This is a genomic window from Arthrobacter sp. StoSoilB20 (genome assembly GCF_019977295.1).
Taxonomy (GTDB): Bacteria; Actinomycetota; Actinomycetes; order Actinomycetales; family Micrococcaceae; genus Arthrobacter; species Arthrobacter nicotinovorans_A.
This window is the reverse complement of the sequence record NZ_AP024651.1, coordinates 584,715-600,718: the sequence shown is the minus strand read 5'-3', so window position 1 is coordinate 600,718 and position 16,004 is coordinate 584,715. Positions and strand designations below refer to the sequence as shown.

Sequence of the window (16,004 nt, the reverse complement as noted above, 5' to 3'; positions counted from 1 at the left end):
GCACCGGGCTTTCCGTTCCACACGGAACTCCTGTCCCCGTCCGCGGACCTGCCACCAGGTCCGCGGACGGATCCATCCCTGCCGCCCCACCGATCAGGCGGCAACCCGACGAAAGAACCAAGATGCACAACCCTTACCCGGGCGGATCAGCCCAAAACCCACTGGACGTCCTCGTTATCGGCGAGGCCTTGGTGGACATTGTGAATACCCGGGAAGGACGCATCAGCTACCCTGGCGGGTCACCCGCCAACGTCGCCTACGGCCTGGGCCGCCTCGGCGTGCCCACCGGGCTGCTCACAGCGATCGGCGAGGACGAACACGGCGCCGCCATCACCTCCCACCTTCACAGCGCCGGTGTCCAACTGCTTCCCGGATCAACCTCCCTCACACGCACCGCCACAGCAACCGCCACCCTCGCAGCGGACGGCTCGGCAAGCTACGAGTTCGACATCTTGTGGGAACTCCCACCCGTGGCACCGGCCATGATCCCGAAAGTCCTGCACACCGGATCCATCGCCACGTTCCTCGCCCCGGGAGCGGCCAGCGTGCGAACCCTCCTTGAGCAGAGCCACGACTCATGCCTGGTCACCTACGACCCCAACATCCGTCCAGCGCTCCTTGGCAGCCACGCCGAAGCACAACAGACATTTGAGGACTTGCTCCCCCTCATTGACGTCATCAAACTCAGCGACGAGGACGCGCAGTGGCTCTATACAGGGTCCTCGCCGGACGACGTCGCCTCCCGCCTGCTCAACCACGGCGCCCGGATGGCCGTCATCACCCGTGGCGCTGAAGGAGCACTCCTTGCCGCTCCGGGGGCGCGCGCCACCATTCCCTCTGTGAAGACCAACGTCGCGGACACCATCGGTGCCGGTGACTCCTACATGGCCGCCCTCATCTTTGAGCTGCTGGCCCGGGGTGAAAAGGCGTTTGCACCAACAGCCCTCGGCGACATCGGACAAACAGCAGCTGTGGCCGCAGCGATCACCGTCAGCAGGCCCGGCGCCAATCCTCCTACCTCCGATGAACTTCAAGCGCGTTTGGAAGGACTCAAACAGCAGCCCCTGGCCGTCGTCTAGGCCGGGGCAGAACTCCCCATGGCACTGCTGCGGGCCGACGCCTACGATGTCAGTGGACCACTCGGTCCCCTTTAGTCACTTTTTTGGGGAAAAGGACCATACCCATGCCGTTGCAGCGACGTGCCGCCCACCATCCGATTCGAAGTACGCGGCAGGGGGTGTGGGCCATCCTGACGGCAGTCGTCCTGGTGGCTGCGGGCCTCTTCGCCGGCGCTGCGCCCGCTTCGGCCGCGACGTACACCTTCAAGGGAGTCGTCAAGGGAAAACTGACAGCCACCGCAACGGCAACTCCGCTGGGCGACGTCTGGGTGGGTGCATACACCAACGACGAACGGGCCTCCTACGTGGCCGGCGCCTGGTCCGCGGCCGATGGCTCGTACAGTTTCACCGTGCCTGCGGCCGGCAGCTACAAGATCTGGACAACCTGCAGCACCGGGCCCTGTTCGGCCACCTACGCGGATGAGTGGAACGGCAACCAGTCCAGTTCCTACGGTTCGACGCCGGTTGCCGTCACCGACGCTGCCCCCACCACCACTTTCAACCCGCAGTTGGAAGCCTTCGGCAGCATGACCGGGCGGGTCACCAATAAGGCCGGCCAGCCACTGACTGCTGTGTCCGTTTCAGCCTCGCCCAACAACGGCGGACAGATCAGCAGCACCAAGCCCGATGCCAACGGCTACTTCACCCTGACAAAGATCCCGCCCAATCAGGCATACATCAGCGTCCGGGACGAGTCCGGCCAGCGCCTCTACCTGGAGCAATACTGGACCGGCACGGCAATGGTGGATACCTACACCGTTGCCACCGTCCCCGCGGGGGTCAAATGGACCAACGTGAACTTCGTCCTCAAGGATGAAACCGTCATGGAGGCCACCGTCGTCGATCCCGCGGGTGCGCCGATTGCCGACGTCGGCTACAGCCCGTACGTCTACAACGACGCAACTGCAGCATGGGAAGGTCCCCAAATGGGACCGCTGACCTCGGACGCGCAGGGCAAGATCTACTGGCGCATGACAGTAGGCAGGAAGTACAAGCTCTGCGTCTCGGACACTGTCTACGAGGGCGCACCCCGCGAAAAGCGATACAAGGCCGAGTGCTATGACAACACTGCCACGCTGGACACGGCCACCGTCCTGACGGCAACTGCTGCCGGCCAGCGCATCAAGCTGACCATGCAGCTGGACGTTGCAGGGTTGTCGCTGACGCCTGACAGGCCGTTTGTTTATGGTTCAGCCCAGGCCGGACAGAAACTGACGGTCGATCCCGGCGTTTGGGGTCCGGCTCCGGTGACGCTCGCCTACCAATGGCAGCGTTCCAAGGACGGCGTAGTCGCCCAAGACATTCCCGGCGCCACCACCACTGTCTACACTCCCACCGCCGCCGATGCCGGCTACGACATCTGGGCCAAAGTCACCGGGACCAAGACCGGCTATGCCTCGTACACCACCTCGGTTCACGGCGGTAAATCCGGCGCCGAGGCTGTCACGGCTTCGAAGCCCTTCACCCTTCTGGGCACGCCGGTCGCCGGGAACACCCTGACCGTTGACCACGGCACCTTGACCCCTGCACCTGATTTTGGCCCCTACTACGACTGGTTCGTCAACGGAGTGCAGGACCATAGGACCAATGGCCCCACGTTCCTCCTCCAGGCTTCCGACGCAGGCAAGAAAGTCACGGTACGGCTCAGCGTCCACGACTGGCCGTTGCAGCCCTACTACGGCCAGGCCAGCGTCACTGTCGCCGCAGGGACCCTGACTGCTCCTGTTCCCACCGTTTCCGGAACAGCGAAAGTTGGCTCGACGCTCACCGCTGTTCCCGGGACATGGGGACCTGCCCCGGTGACGCTGGCCTACCAGTGGTTCCGCAGCGGTGTCGCCATCACAGGTGCCACGTCAGCTACTTACGCCTTGGCTGCCGCGGATCTGGGCAAGACCATGACCGTCAGGGTCACCGGAACCAAGACGGGATTCACGACGACGGCGAAGACTTCCGCTGCGACCGCAGCCGTCGCGGCGGGCACGTTGACCGCACCGGTGCCGACCGTATCCGGAACAGCGAAAGTTGGCTCGACGCTCACCGCTGTTCCCGGCGCATGGGGACCTGCCCCGGTGACGCTGGCCTACCAGTGGTTCCGCAGTGGCGTTGCGATCACAGGTGCCACATCGGCCACCTACGCATTGGCTGCCGCCGACTTGGGCAAGACCATGACCGTTCAGGTCACTGGCACCAAGGCCGGATTCACCACCGCGGCCAAAACCTCCACTGCCACTGCTGCCGTGGCGGGAGGCACACTGACCGCTCCCACCCCGACGATCTCCGGGACGGCAAAGGTGGGCTCTGCGCTCACAGCTGTTCCAGGGGCGTGGGGACCGGCTCCCGTAACGTTGGCTTACCAGTGGTACCGGACTGGTGTTGCCATTACCGGGGCTACGTCTGCCAGCTACACATTGACTGCCACCGACCTTGGTAAAACCATGAGCGTCCGGGTCACCGGCACCAAGGCAGGATTCACGACGGCGGCCAAAACCTCCGCGGTCACCGCGGCCGTGGCGGTGGGAACCCTGACCACGCCGACGCCGACGATCTCCGGGACCGTGAAGGTGGGCTCGACGCTCACGGCAGTGCCAGGAGCCTGGGGCCCAGCCCCTGTGACTCTGGCCTATCAGTGGTTCCGGAGTGGCATCGCGATCACGGGTGCCACATCAGCTACTTACGCATTGACTGCCACCGATCTCGGCAAGACCATCACTGTCCGGGTCACGGGAAGCAAGACCGGATTCACGACGACGGCCAAGACCTCCGCGGCGACTGCGGCCGTGGCGGCGGGCACGCTGACCGGGCCCACCCCAACCATCGCTGGTACCGCGACCGTGGGCAGCACGCTCACGGCGACCCCCGGTGTGTGGGGTCCGGCGCCTGTCACACTGACTTACCAGTGGTTCCGGGGCAGCACTGCGATTACCGGCGCCACCGCCCAGACGTACAAACTGGTTGCCGCGGACAAGGGAAGCGCCATCAAAGTACGCGTGACCGGGACCAAAACTGCTTACACCGCATTGGCCCGCTACTCTGCGGCCACTGCCCTGATCGGCTGATGTTGTCAATCTCCGGAAATTGAAAGGTCTACCAATGAAAATCATCAAGCGAATCACCGGGACCGTGTCATTGCTTGGATTGGCAGCAGGGGCGTTCCTTGCCGGCGCACCCGCGGCTCAAGCCGGCTCAACGTGCCCCTACGAGAGGCTGTGCTTGTACTTCAACAGCAACTACGAAGGGGCGCGCGCCGACACCCAGTACTCGGACGGTTGGCTGGGTGACGAACTGTTCAACAACGGCCCCGCCGGCGCGAACGGATGGAACGTCCAGGTCAACAACAACGCCGCCTCGATCATCAACAACACCAGCGAAACTGTCTGGGTCTACGACGATTCCCATTGCGGCGGAAACCCACTCAGCATCGGACCCGGCGGACGATGGAACCTCGAGGCCCTGGGATTGAAGAACAAGGTGTCCTCGTTCTACATCGACAACAGAGGCAACTGCGCAAACCGATGAGTACCACAGCGAGAGGCCTCGAGCCGATGACCGCCTGGAACCTGGCCTTTCGCTGTGGCAATGGCGTCGGCAACGCGCCAGGACGAACTGCCGTTGCTGCACTGCCAAGCCAGCCGCCTTCAGGGTGGACAGGCGGCCATGGTCCGGGCGTTCGTTGGGAACACTGGCCGCGCAGCCTCAACACCGGGTTGCCGATGATGCATGTGCTGACTCTCTGGCTGCCCGCAGACTTCCTACGGCGCGGGCCACAGTCCCCTGGGATAGCCATCTTTGCCGGCGAGGGCCAGTTTGCAGTGGAAGACACATCTGCCATTCCCAGCGCGGAATCAGCCGATCCTTTCCTGCGTGACCTTGCAGCAGCCCAGGACCATCCCGGCCTGCTGAGGCGAAGAGACGTGATCGACGGAGAATTCGCGATCCTTTGGCTCACCCACGATGAATTGGCGGCCGGACCAACAGCGCCCCGCCCGGATCTTCGTGCCGGGGGTGACCATGCGGATGAGTCAGAAGGTACAAACGCCTGGGACAACGTCGAGCCAACCACAGACATTTGGCTGATCCCGCGCGCCGATCCCAATGCCGGCAAGGCCCCCGTCGAACTCTGGGGAGATGAAGTTGGCCCGGATGGATATGTCAGTCCCTCAACAGGCGACGGACTCACAGACTGGGCAGAACCCCTGTTTGCCATGAGCCACCTGGGCGGGACGGCCTTTCCCATCCAAGCAATGCCTGACGGGCTTACTCCTTGGTACCTCGAATTGGAAGAGATTTCAGGGCTTAACTTTGGCGGTGGCGGCAATGCCCAATTCGACCTGGAATCCGATACGTTCGACTGGGCTTGCGGATAGCGCAGTCGAAGCACCCAGCAGTATGCACTCTCGCAGCCGGCACATGAGTCCTAGACACCGCAGCCTCGGTTATATGGGGACTAATTTTCGGTTTTTCGTCGTCGGCTTGGCCGCTTTGCTCGCAGGCTGTTCCGCCGTTCCGTCATCCATTTCCGAGTCTGAATTTCGCGGAGGACTTCCGTCGGCAGCAATTACAGCTGATCCCGGTTCCTGGGCTGAGGATCCGTCATTCCCCGCTCCTGTTCCTGTAGCGGGCTGGCTGGACGCCGGCGCGAGGTTTGCGGTTGTCCTCAGCGGCAGTTCCAGCTGCCCGGTCTTCCCGTCTTCAATAGAGGTCCTCAATGCCCACCACATAAAGTTGGGCATTGGCTCGCATACCGCGCAGGCCTGTTCAGCCGATTTAGCCCCTCGTACCTATGTGATCAAGACCCCCGGCGACGTGGACGTCTCCAACGAAGTCACACTCGAATTTGGCGAAACGAGCGTTGTTTTGCCACCCCTGTGAGTTTGCGCCGCGATACGTTCGCCCCAACGGACGACGCGTCCAACCGCGGGCTAGATCAGGGTGCTCCAGCCTACTATTTTGACGTTAGTTGGATCGGGCCAGGCGCCGGGCATATCCTCGGACCACCAAGGGTGTTCAATTCCGGATAAATAGCCATTAGAGAAACATTGGCAGGCGCCCAACTACCACCTCTGCGTTTTCAAGCTGCACCATTAGGTCCGCATCCCCGAAAGCCTCCAGTATCTTCCGGCAGATTTCGTACTCAGTTGAAGCCAAGGCACGCCTGGTCTGTGGACTGGTCATGCAGTAACCATAGGGAGTCAGAGTTCATCTAAGAAGCTCCTGTGGGCCGGGCTATTGACACGCAGTCCTGACGGCACCCAACTTGGGTTGCAGCGGACGCCTAGCCCTTGAGGCAGAAATACGCCATCCCGAGTACGCCCCGGTAGCCCTCTTCATAGGCAGCGCGCTGTTCCTCGTATTGCCGACGGACCTGATCTGCGGCGGGATGGTCGGCATCATGTGCCTCCAGCCAGCGGGTAAACCGGTTACGAAATCCGGCTTCGAAAACGTCCCACTCCTGAATGCTCGCCTGGTCCTCATCCACCACCTCGAAACCGGCGGCGCGGATCTGCTCGCGTAACGCCTCGGTTGTCAGGTACTCGTCATCACGGCCAGCCAGAGGGGCGGTAGCAGCCGGGTGCGGTGTTGCCGACCAGATCGCTTCTCCGTAGACGAGCCGGCCGCCAGGAAGAACCAGAGTTCGAAGGGCACGGAGTGCTGCGGCGTAGTCGAGGGGCTGCGCGTCCTCTACCGGCGGTCCCCAGATCTGGCTCGCGCCGATGCAGATGACAGCGTCTGCGGGGCGGTGCTGGCCTTCTGCCCCAGGATTCGAATCAAACGTCGCCCTATCCAGCAGTCCACGGATGGATGCCTGCTGCGTCGCCCGGTCGATGAATGCGGAGGCACAGTCCACTCCGCGTCCCCGAGCCTGCGGGGCCGACGCCAAAACCCGAAGAAGCAGTTCTCCCCATCCGCACCCCATGTCCAGAACCTCAGCCGGGGCCGGGTCGGACAAGAACGCCACAAGGTGGGCGGCACGTTCCTCCGAAAGCGGGGTGAGCCAGGTGAGGGACTCATACAGGGGCGGCAGTTTAGGCGAAGTGTCGTCGATCACTCCATGATGCTCTCACGACTCAGGGATCCGAAAACCTACTCCACCGTCACCATCACCGACGGCCAACCCGAGGCTCCATCGGGCACGGGATCGGCGAGTTTGTCGGTCTGGGTTTCGCCGGTGCCGTCGGTGGCGCGGGCTTTGACGTAGTGGAGGCCGGGTGTTGCGTCCCATTCATAGGACCACTGCCGCCAGGTGATGGTGGAGGCTTCGTCGGAGAGGGTTGCTTCCACCCATTCTCCGTCGTCGATCTGTACTTCCACTTTGGTGATGCCGCGGGTCTGGGCCCAGGCTGTGCCGCCCACGGCGACCTTTCCGGGAGGGAACTTGGCAAAGGATTTGGGTACGTCCACGCGTGCCATGGTCTTGATGGGACCACGCTCTGACCAGCCGCGTTCGGTCCAGTAGGCCTTGCTGTCAGCGAAGCGGGTGACCTCCAGTTCCACTACCCATTTGGTGGCGGAAACGAAGCCGTACAGCCCGGGAACCACCATGCGCACGGGGTAACCATGCTCCACCGGAAGTGGCTCACCGTTCATGCCGATGGCCAGCATGGCATCACGGTCATCCTGCAGGACGTCCAGCGGAGTGGAGGCGCTGAAACCGTCGATGGAGCGTGAGAGCACCATGTCCGCACCATCCTTGGGCTTGGCCCTTTTCAGGACTTCGCGGATGGGAAGGCCCAGCCATTTGGCGTTTCCAGCGAGCTTTCCACCCACCGGGTTGGAGACGCAGGTGAGGGTGACGTGTGATTCGATCAGGTCGGCGTCGAGCAGGTCCTGGAAGGTGAGGGTGACCTCTTCCTCGACCATGCCGTGTACACGCAGCGACCAATCGTTGACGTTGATTTCGGGGACGCTCAGGGCCGTATCAATGCGGTAGAACTCGTTGTTCGGCGTCAACCAGGGGAAGACTCCTGCCACCGGGGACTGGACACCCGCCGGCACGGGAGCTGCCGCCTTGATCGGTGCCGGCAGCCGCAGCGCATCACGGACCTGGGCAACGTTGTTCCGTGCTGCGCCCAAGAGCCGCCCACCGGTGGCCGCAATTCCGGCAGCAACGGCGGTGACTCCGGCAGCGGCGAAGAAGCGACGACGGCTGGTGCCGGCCCCGCCAACCTGTTTGTCGGCGTCGGCCGCCACGTCAGCTGGAGCCTCCGGCCATGCTTTCAGCCTCCACAGCGGCACTATGAGCCGGCGGAGGGCGATCAGGCCGGCGATGGTTCCCAGGACGGAGGGGATGGCGTCGACCAAGCCGACGCCTGCGCGGGTCAGAACGGCGGCCACAATCACGGCACCCATGAACAGCACGCCCAGGACGCCCAGCGCCCACTTCTTGTAGGCCACTATGCCCAGGACACAGGCCAGCAGAGCGATCGTCAAGCCCATGCCCACGAAGAGCGCGGCTTTGTCGTTAGTGCCGAACGTGGCAATCGCAAAGTCCTTCATCCACGGTGGAGTGAAGTCGATGAACGTTGATCCCAGGGCGAATACGGGGGTCGCCCTGGCGGTGAAGAAGGCACCGATCAGCTCGGCGACGGCCAGCACGACGGCGGCAGACACCACGCCTGCCAACGCTGCCATGGTTTCGGGGCCTTTGGTCCGGAGTCCGAGCTTTTTCATGCAAGTAGTTCGTAGCGCGCGGAAGCAGGGATGGGTGCAACCAACTGGTAGATTAATCCAGTCGATAGATATTCACCTGAAGCAGGTAAGTTGCCTCGGGGTAAGCGCACAGGAAAAGGAACCATATGACCACGCCAAGCCCATCCCGCACGCAGTTCTTTGCACTGTTCTCGTCCATTCTTGCCATCACGGCACTGGCAGGCTGCAGCATCGGAGCGCCGGCTCCGATCAACACTTCCACCCCCGTTGCAACAAACTCCGCCGGGTCACAAAGTCCGCACCCAAGCGCAGCTTCAGCCAGCGGGGAGGCAAAGACTGACAGCGACACCGCCACCGGGAGGCTCGATCCGGCAACCGAAGATCTTTCCTGGACCAACGGCAACAGGATCATCGGCGATGAAAATGGTGGACACACCCCCGATATCGCCAGCTCACTGACGGACCCAGCTGCCGGCTGGGAAGCCGACTACAGCCGCATGGCAACGGACGGGATAATGACCTTCACCTCCGGCAACACGCGCTGCAAGGTGCGAACGGTCCAGGCGCGCAACAATCCCGCCGAGCTCGTTGCCGGCGACGACAAGGCATCAACCCAGGAGATCCTCGCCATCCTCTTCCCCGGCAAGACGGACCTCATGGCCAATGCCAAGGACGCGACGCTGGGCTATGGCATCGGCGGCAGCCATGAAGTGGACATGCTGGCCGTGACATACACATCTGGCGACGCTTATGGATACACCGCGGTCAGGACCTTCAACAAGCCGGCGGTCACAGTCAGGGTTGAAGCCCTCTGCCCCACCCTCGACACCCTCAAGGCCACCCTTCCCGAGATCCGCAAGAGCATTTCCATCAATGCCCGTTGAGGCCTGCATGGCCGCGTCACTTTGAACATTTGTTCATAATTTTCCTTGAACAGATGTTCAAGATGCACTAGCCTGCTTCGTATGACCCAAGCCACATTTTCCGATTCCGCCTCCACGCTTTTCATCAACGGCGCGTGGGAACCGGCCGCTTCCGGCGCGGTGCGCGCGATTCACAACCCGGCCGACGGCGAACTGGTCGCCACAGTGTCCGAGGCAGGCCGCGAGGACACCGAGCGTGCCATTTCCGCCGCCCGGGCAGCCTTCGATTCCGGCGTCTGGTCGGACGTTCCTGCCCCCGAAAGGGGTGCGTTCCTGCTCAAGGTCGCCGCTGAACTGCGCGAACGCCGGGAGAAGTTCGCCCGCGCCGAATCGCTGGACACCGGCAAGCGGATCATCGAGAGCCGCATCGACATGGACGACATCGCTGCCTGCTTCGAATACTTCGGACGCCTCGCCGGGCAGTCAGCGGGCCGCGTAGTGGACGCCGGGGACCCCGCCGTCGTGAGCAAAATCGTTTACGAACCCGTGGGCGTGTGCGGCCTGATCACACCATGGAACTACCCGCTGCTGCAGGCCGCCTGGAAGATCGCACCCGCACTGGCCGCCGGCTGCACCTTCATCCTGAAGCCTGCCGAACTGACCACCTCCACCGCAATCCTCGCCATGCAGTTGCTCCAGGATCTCGGCCTGCCGAACGGCGTCGCCAACCTGGTGACCGGCCCCGGTCCGCAAGCGGGCGCACCGCTGTCCGATCACCCCGACATCGACCTGGTTTCCTTCACCGGCGGCCTGGAAACCGGCAAGCGCATCGCGGCTGCCGCAGCGGGCACCGTGAAAAAGGTGGCGCTGGAACTTGGCGGCAAGAACCCCAACGTGGTGTTCGCTGACGCTGACTTCGACGCCGCCGTCGACAATGCGCTGAATGGCGCCTTTGTACATTCCGGTCAGGTCTGCTCCGCGGGGGCACGGCTGGTGGTGGAGGAATCCATCGCCGGGCGCTTCGTTGATGAACTTGTCCGCAAGGCCAAGGACATCCGCCTCGGCGGTCCTTTCGATGAGTCCGCCGAAACCGGTCCGCTGATTTCCGCTGCGCATCGGGAGAAGGTGGACGCCTACGTCCAGCGCGGCGTGGCCGAAGGCGCGCGGCTGCGGTGCGGCGGCGCGGCCCCGGAAGGCGAAAAGTTCGACGCCGGCTTCTACTACCAGCCCACCGTCCTGGACCGCGTCCAACGGGGAATGTCGGTAGTCATCGACGAAGCCTTTGGCCCGGTGGTAACGGTGGAAACCTTCCGCACGGAAGACGAAGCCGTAGCTACAGCGAACGACACCATCTACGGGCTCGCGGGCGCCGTGTGGACCCAGGATGCCGGCAAAGCCCAGCGGGTAGCGGGCCGTTTGCGGCATGGCACGGTCTGGATCAACGACTACCACCCCTACCTTCCGCAGGCCGAGTGGGGTGGCTTCGGCCAGTCCGGCGTCGGCCGTGAACTCGGCCCCACCGGACTGGGCGAATACCAGGAAGCCAAGCACATCTACCAGAACACCAACCCCCAGGTGACCGGCTGGTTCGCAGATCACGGCAAGGAGAACTAAATGCACGTGGACAACATTGAGAACCTCAGCGAGCGCGGGTTCGATTACGTGGTCATCGGCGGAGGATCCGCTGGAGCTGCCGTTGCCGCCCGGCTGAGCGAAGATCCTGCCGTCACCGTGGCGCTGGTGGAAGCCGGCCCGGATGACCGGAACCTGCCGGAGATCCTGCAGTTGGACCGCTGGATGGAACTGCTGGAATCCGGCTACGACTGGGACTACCCCGTGGAACCGCAGGAAAACGGCAACTCCTTCATGCGCCATGCCCGCGCCAAGGTGATGGGTGGCTGCTCCAGCCACAACTCCTGCATCGCGTTCTGGGCTCCCCGCGAAGACCTGGATGAATGGGAGTCGAAATACGGCGCTACCGGCTGGAACGCTGCTGCTGCCTGGCCTGTCTACCAGCGCCTGGAAAGCAACGAAGACGCCGGTCCGGACGCTCCCCACCATGGCGATTCCGGTCCCGTGCATTTGATGAACGTTCCCCCGAACGATCCCGCCGGTGTCGCGCTCCTTAACGCCTGTGAGCAGACCGGCATCCCCCGCGCAAAGTTCAATGACGGCACCACCGTGATCAACGGCGCCAACTTCTTCCAGATCAACCGACGTTCGGACGGCACCCGGTCCTCCAGTTCCGTCTCCTACATCCACCCCATCATGGAGCGTGAGAACTTCACGCTGCTGACCGGCCTGCGCGCCCGCCAACTGGTATTCGACGCGGATAAGCGCTGCACCGGCGTCGATGTCGTCGATTCGGCGTTCGGCCGGACGCACAGGCTGGACGCACATCGCGAAGTCATCCTGTCCACCGGCGCCATCGACTCCCCCAAGCTGCTCATGCTTTCCGGCATCGGCCCGGCCGCCCACCTGGCGGCGCATGGCATTGAGGTGTTGGTGGACTCACCGGGTGTCGGCGAGCACCTGCAGGACCACCCGGAAGGCGTGGTGCAGTTCGAGGCCAAGCAGCCCATGGTCCGGACCTCCACCCAGTGGTGGGAGATCGGTATCTTCACTCCCACCGAAGATGGCCTGGACCGCCCGGACCTCATGATGCATTACGGTTCGGTCCCGTTCGACATGAACACCCTGCGCTACGGCTATCCCACTACGGAGAACGGCTTCAGTCTCACTCCCAACGTCACTCACGCACGTTCCCGTGGAACGGTCCGGCTCCGCAGCCGGGACTTCCGCGACAAGCCCATGGTGGATCCCCGGTACTTCACCGATACCGAGGGCCACGACATGCGAGTGATGGTCGCGGGCATCCGCAAGGCGCGGGAAATCGCCGCGCAACCTGCCATGGCTGAATGGACCGGACGGGAGCTCTCCCCCGGCATCGAAGCCCAGAGCGACGAGGAACTGCAGGACTACATCCGCAAAACCCACAACACTGTGTACCACCCCGTAGGCACCGTGCGCATGGGGCCGGTGGAGGACGATATGTCGCCGCTGGATCCTGAGCTGAGGGTCAAGGGCGTCACCGGGCTGCGTGTGGCCGATGCCTCCGTCATGCCGGAGCACGTCACCGTAAACCCCAATATCACCGTGATGATGATCGGCGAGCGCTGCGCTGATTTCATCAAGGCCGACCTCCTCCGGGCCCACGGGACGGAGGAAACCACGACGGCGGAAGCCGGCTTCAGCTTGTCCCTCGCCTGAACAGGGACCCTGCTTTTAGACCCACGCAACAAAAAATGGGGGAAACAGCCGTTGGCACACCGTGGTGCCCGGCTTTTGATATACACCGCGTCCAATGACGGCCGCGGGCTATCACCATTCATGCATGTCTGAACTAGGAGTTCGAATGTCAGAACCCAGCAAATCAGGACCCTGCAAGAGCGATGCGAGCGGTATGGACGAGTTTGGCTATGCCCAGACCCTGGACCGCAGCATCGGCAAGTTTGCCAGTTTCGCCGCCGGCGTCAGTTACATCTCCATCCTCACCGGCGTTTTTCAACTGTTTTACTTCGGATTTTCGACGGCGGGACCCGCCTATGCGTGGTCGTGGCCCATTGTCTTCGTTGGCCAATTGATGGTGGCTTTGTGTTTTGCGGAATTGGCCGGGCGTTATCCGGTGGCCGGATCGGTCTACAACTGGGCGAAGAGGCTTTCGACAGGAGCGTGGGCTTGGCTGGCGGGATGGCTGCTGCTGCTTTCCTCCATCATGGCCCTGGGTTCGGTTGCCTTGGCCCTCCAGATCACGTTGCCCCAGATCTGGGACGGCTTCCAGCTGGTGGGCGATGGCACGGGTCCCTACGACTTTGCCGTCAACGGGGTGATCCTGGCGAGCATCATGATCGGCATTTCCACCCTTATCAACGCGTTCGGCGTGAAGCTCATGACCATGATCAACAGTGTTGGCGTGTTCGTGGAGCTGGTGGCGGCCGTCCTGCTCATCATTGCGCTCATTTGGCACTCGGTCCGAGGGCCGGAAGTCCTCCTCGATACCGCCGGCTTCGGCGAAGATCATCCGCTGGGGTTCTTCGGGGTCTTCCTCATTGCCGCCATGGCATCCGGGTATGTCATGTACGGCTTCGATACCGCCAGCTCCCTGGGAGAAGAAACCAAAGACCCCAAACGCACCGCTCCCAAAGCGATCCTGCGTGCGGTTACGGCGTCATTCCTTTTGGGAGGGCTGCTTCTCCTGGGCGGAATCCTGGCGGCGCCGGATCTTTCCGATCCCAAGCTTGGAGCCGCTGACGGCGGTCTGCAGTACATCGTGTTGTCGGTGCTCGGTGGCCCGTTCGGCAAGGCTTTCCTGGCGTGCATCGTTGTGGCCGTGGTGGTCTGCACCCTGGCCGTCCACGCAGCTGCCATCCGAATGATGTTTGCCATGGCCAGGGACAACAACCTTCCCTTCAGCCGTCAGCTCAGCAAGGTGCACCCCACCCGGAAGACCCCCACAGTGGCTGCGATCGTCATCGGCATAGTGGCCGTCATTCCCTTGATCGTGAACATCTCCCAGCCGGCTATCTTCACCATTCTCTCCAGCATCAGCATTGTCCTGATCTACCTGTCATACCTGCTGGTGACGGTGCCCCTGCTGCGGCGGCGCTTCCTGAAGAAGTGGCCCTTGAAGGACGACGGATCGGAACCGGGATTCAGCCTGGGCAAATGGGGGCTGCCCGTGAACATCCTGGCCGTGCTGTGGGGAGGCGCCATGACGCTGAACCTGGTGTGGCCACGGCCCGAAATCTACAACTCCGTGCCGCCGTTCGAGTGGTACCTGCAATGGGGTGGCGTGATCTTCGTCGGCACAGTCATCATTGGCGGAACGCTCCTCTACCGTCTCCGCATCCGGCACAAGACCGGAGTCCTGGCCGAGCACGCCGCCGTCGCTGCACCATCCGGCGCGGGTCCGGAGGCTGATCCGAGCACAGACCCGGACGCCGATCCGGCGTTGGTGGCGGCACAGAACTCCTAGTCAGCCCATCCCCCAACCATGGAGCATCCCCTCGCCTATATTGATCCGGCGAAGGGATACTCCTTTCGTTTCAACTGAACCGGCGTCTCTAGACGAATCGCCGCGTCTAGACGAACGCAGACTTCCCCGTCACTGCACGGGCCACGATCATCGAGTTGATCTCGTAGCTGCCCTCATAGGTGTAGAGGATCTCGGCGTCGCCAAAGAGCTTGGCCATCTCATAGTCCGTGGTGATCCCGTTCCCGCCCAACAGCGACCTGCCCATGGCCACGGATGACCGGGCCAGCCGGGTAGTGGTGGCTTTGCACATTGCTGCCTGCACCATTTCGAGCTTCCCTGCCTGCTGGATCCGCGCGAGCTCCACCATCATGGACAGTGAGGCGTTGGCATTGCCCAGGATGTCTGCCAGCTGCTGCTGCACCAACTGGAAACGGGCCAGCTCCTTGCCGAACTGTTTGCGTTCCAGAGCGTAGGAACGGGCAATATCGAAGGCCGCCAGCTGGATTCCTGCCGCTTGCCATCCCACCCAAGCCCGGGAATCACGCAGGAGTTCATTGGCCCGCGAGAACTCGGTGGCCCCCGGCAGGAGGTTTTCCACGGGGATGCGGACCTTGTCCAACACGATGTCAGCATTTTGCATGATGCGCAGGCCGATTTTGTGGGAGATCTTGGTGGCGGAGTATCCGGGGCGGTCGCTCTCCACAATGAAGCCTTTGATGTGTCCGTCGGATTCGTCACGGGCCCAGACCAACGCGAAGTCGGCAATCGTCCCTGCCCCGATCCAGCGCTTGGCACCGTTGATGACCCATTCGCCGCCGTCGCGCCGCGCCGTCGTCGAGAGTCCTCCGGCGATGTCCGAACCGTGGTCCGGTTCGGTCAGGGCGAAGGCGCCCAGTTGGGTAAATGCCTCCAACCCCGGCAGCCACTTTCGCTTCTGCTCAGGCGAACCGAGTTCGTCGATCATGCCCACGATCAGCTCATTGTGGATGCCCACCAATGCCGAAAGCGAGACGTCAGCCCGGGCCACTTCGGTGTACATAAGGCCTTTGAACAGCTTGGAGGACCCATCAGTTTGCAACCCGCCCAGCCCGAACTTGGCCATGTCGGCCAACAGCCCGAACGGGAACTCCTCCCGGTTCCAGTACTCGATGCTCGCAGCACGGATCCGCGTTTGCAGGAACTCCCTGATCTCGAGGTAGCGCGCACGCTCGTCCGGGGGCAGCAGGTCCAGGACGTGCATTAAGTCCGCCTCCGGATAAGGAGGCAGGACGTGTTCTGGTGCCGCACCGCTGGTAACGGTGCCGGCAGCTTTGTGATCGAGCATTTGACCCCTTCGTCATG

The 16,004-nt window shown here is 62.9% G+C and carries 11 protein-coding genes; 8 read left to right on the top strand and 3 right to left on the bottom strand.

Annotated elements, in window-relative coordinates:
* Nucleotides 1-122 precede the first annotated feature (122 nt).
* The 4 genes from LDN85_RS02880 to LDN85_RS02865 all read left to right on the top strand — a co-directional run bounded on the left by LDN85_RS02880 (nucleotide 123) and on the right by LDN85_RS02865 (nucleotide 5,482).
* Nucleotides 123-1,079, top strand: coding sequence for a carbohydrate kinase (locus LDN85_RS02880; protein WP_223944542.1), 957 nt, complete (start codon nucleotides 123-125; stop codon nucleotides 1,077-1,079).
* A 104-nt stretch (nucleotides 1,080-1,183) separates the two neighbouring features.
* Nucleotides 1,184-4,174, top strand: a complete 2,991-nt coding sequence (locus tag LDN85_RS02875; RefSeq protein WP_223944541.1) for a carboxypeptidase regulatory-like domain-containing protein — start codon at nucleotides 1,184-1,186, stop codon at nucleotides 4,172-4,174.
* Between the two features lie 34 nt (nucleotides 4,175-4,208).
* Nucleotides 4,209-4,634 (top strand): peptidase inhibitor family I36 protein, encoded by a 426-nt coding sequence (locus tag LDN85_RS02870; protein WP_026542277.1) that lies wholly within the window; start codon nucleotides 4,209-4,211, stop codon nucleotides 4,632-4,634.
* A gap of 26 nt (nucleotides 4,635-4,660) precedes the next feature.
* Nucleotides 4,661-5,482 (top strand): hypothetical protein, encoded by an 822-nt coding sequence (locus LDN85_RS02865; protein ID WP_223944540.1) that lies wholly within the window; start codon nucleotides 4,661-4,663, stop codon nucleotides 5,480-5,482.
* A gap of 908 nt (nucleotides 5,483-6,390) precedes the next feature.
* Here the strand turns inward: LDN85_RS02865 and LDN85_RS02860 are convergent.
* Entirely contained in the window at nucleotides 6,391-7,164 is a 774-nt protein-coding gene (locus LDN85_RS02860; RefSeq protein WP_223944539.1) for a class I SAM-dependent methyltransferase, read from the bottom strand.
* Between the two features lie 35 nt (nucleotides 7,165-7,199).
* On the bottom strand, nucleotides 7,200-8,786 hold the full coding sequence (locus LDN85_RS02855) for a molybdopterin-dependent oxidoreductase (protein WP_223944538.1): 1,587 nt from the start codon (nucleotides 8,784-8,786) through the stop codon (nucleotides 7,200-7,202).
* Between the two features lie 125 nt (nucleotides 8,787-8,911).
* On the opposite strand from LDN85_RS02855, the gene LDN85_RS02850 reads away from it, so the two are divergent.
* The 4 genes from LDN85_RS02850 (at nucleotide 8,912) to LDN85_RS02835 (ending at nucleotide 14,663) form a co-directional block, all read left to right on the top strand.
* Nucleotides 8,912-9,649 carry a hypothetical protein gene (locus tag LDN85_RS02850; protein ID WP_223944537.1) on the top strand — a complete coding sequence of 246 codons (738 nt, stop codon included), beginning with the start codon at nucleotides 8,912-8,914 and terminating at the stop codon, nucleotides 9,647-9,649.
* Between the two features lie 81 nt (nucleotides 9,650-9,730).
* Nucleotides 9,731-11,242: an aldehyde dehydrogenase family protein gene (locus tag LDN85_RS02845; RefSeq protein ID WP_223944536.1), complete on the top strand. Its 1,512-nt coding sequence runs from the start codon at nucleotides 9,731-9,733 to the stop codon at nucleotides 11,240-11,242.
* Nucleotides 11,243-12,898, top strand: coding sequence for a GMC oxidoreductase (locus LDN85_RS02840; RefSeq protein ID WP_223944535.1), 1,656 nt, complete (start codon nucleotides 11,243-11,245; stop codon nucleotides 12,896-12,898). It begins immediately after the preceding gene.
* A gap of 145 nt (nucleotides 12,899-13,043) precedes the next feature.
* Entirely contained in the window at nucleotides 13,044-14,663 is a 1,620-nt protein-coding gene (locus LDN85_RS02835) for an APC family permease (RefSeq protein WP_223944534.1), read from the top strand.
* Nucleotides 14,664-14,769: 106 nt separating this feature from the next.
* Here the strand turns inward: LDN85_RS02835 and LDN85_RS02830 are convergent, their stop codons facing one another.
* On the bottom strand, nucleotides 14,770-15,987 hold the full coding sequence (locus tag LDN85_RS02830) for an acyl-CoA dehydrogenase family protein (RefSeq protein ID WP_223944533.1): 1,218 nt from the start codon (nucleotides 15,985-15,987) through the stop codon (nucleotides 14,770-14,772).
* Between the last annotated feature and the right edge of the window lie 17 nt (nucleotides 15,988-16,004).

Excerpts from the sequence above, each read along its gene's own strand:
- LDN85_RS02880 (WP_223944542.1), top strand. The coding sequence starts at position 123 with ATGCACAACCCTTACCCGGGCGGATCAGCCCAAAACCCACTGGACGTC.
- LDN85_RS02875 (WP_223944541.1), top strand. The coding sequence starts at position 1,184 with ATGCCGTTGCAGCGACGTGCCGCCCACCATCCGATTCGAAGTACGCGG.
- LDN85_RS02870 (WP_026542277.1), top strand. The coding sequence starts at position 4,209 with ATGAAAATCATCAAGCGAATCACCGGGACCGTGTCATTGCTTGGATTG.
- LDN85_RS02865 (WP_223944540.1), top strand. The coding sequence starts at position 4,661 with ATGACCGCCTGGAACCTGGCCTTTCGCTGTGGCAATGGCGTCGGCAAC.
- LDN85_RS02855 (WP_223944538.1), bottom strand. The coding sequence starts at position 8,786 with ATGAAAAAGCTCGGACTCCGGACCAAAGGCCCCGAAACCATGGCAGCG.
- LDN85_RS02850 (WP_223944537.1), top strand. The coding sequence starts at position 8,912 with ATGACCACGCCAAGCCCATCCCGCACGCAGTTCTTTGCACTGTTCTCG.
- LDN85_RS02845 (WP_223944536.1), top strand. The coding sequence starts at position 9,731 with ATGACCCAAGCCACATTTTCCGATTCCGCCTCCACGCTTTTCATCAAC.
- LDN85_RS02840 (WP_223944535.1), top strand. The coding sequence starts at position 11,243 with ATGCACGTGGACAACATTGAGAACCTCAGCGAGCGCGGGTTCGATTAC.
- LDN85_RS02835 (WP_223944534.1), top strand. The coding sequence starts at position 13,044 with ATGTCAGAACCCAGCAAATCAGGACCCTGCAAGAGCGATGCGAGCGGT.
- LDN85_RS02830 (WP_223944533.1), bottom strand. The coding sequence starts at position 15,987 with ATGCTCGATCACAAAGCTGCCGGCACCGTTACCAGCGGTGCGGCACCA.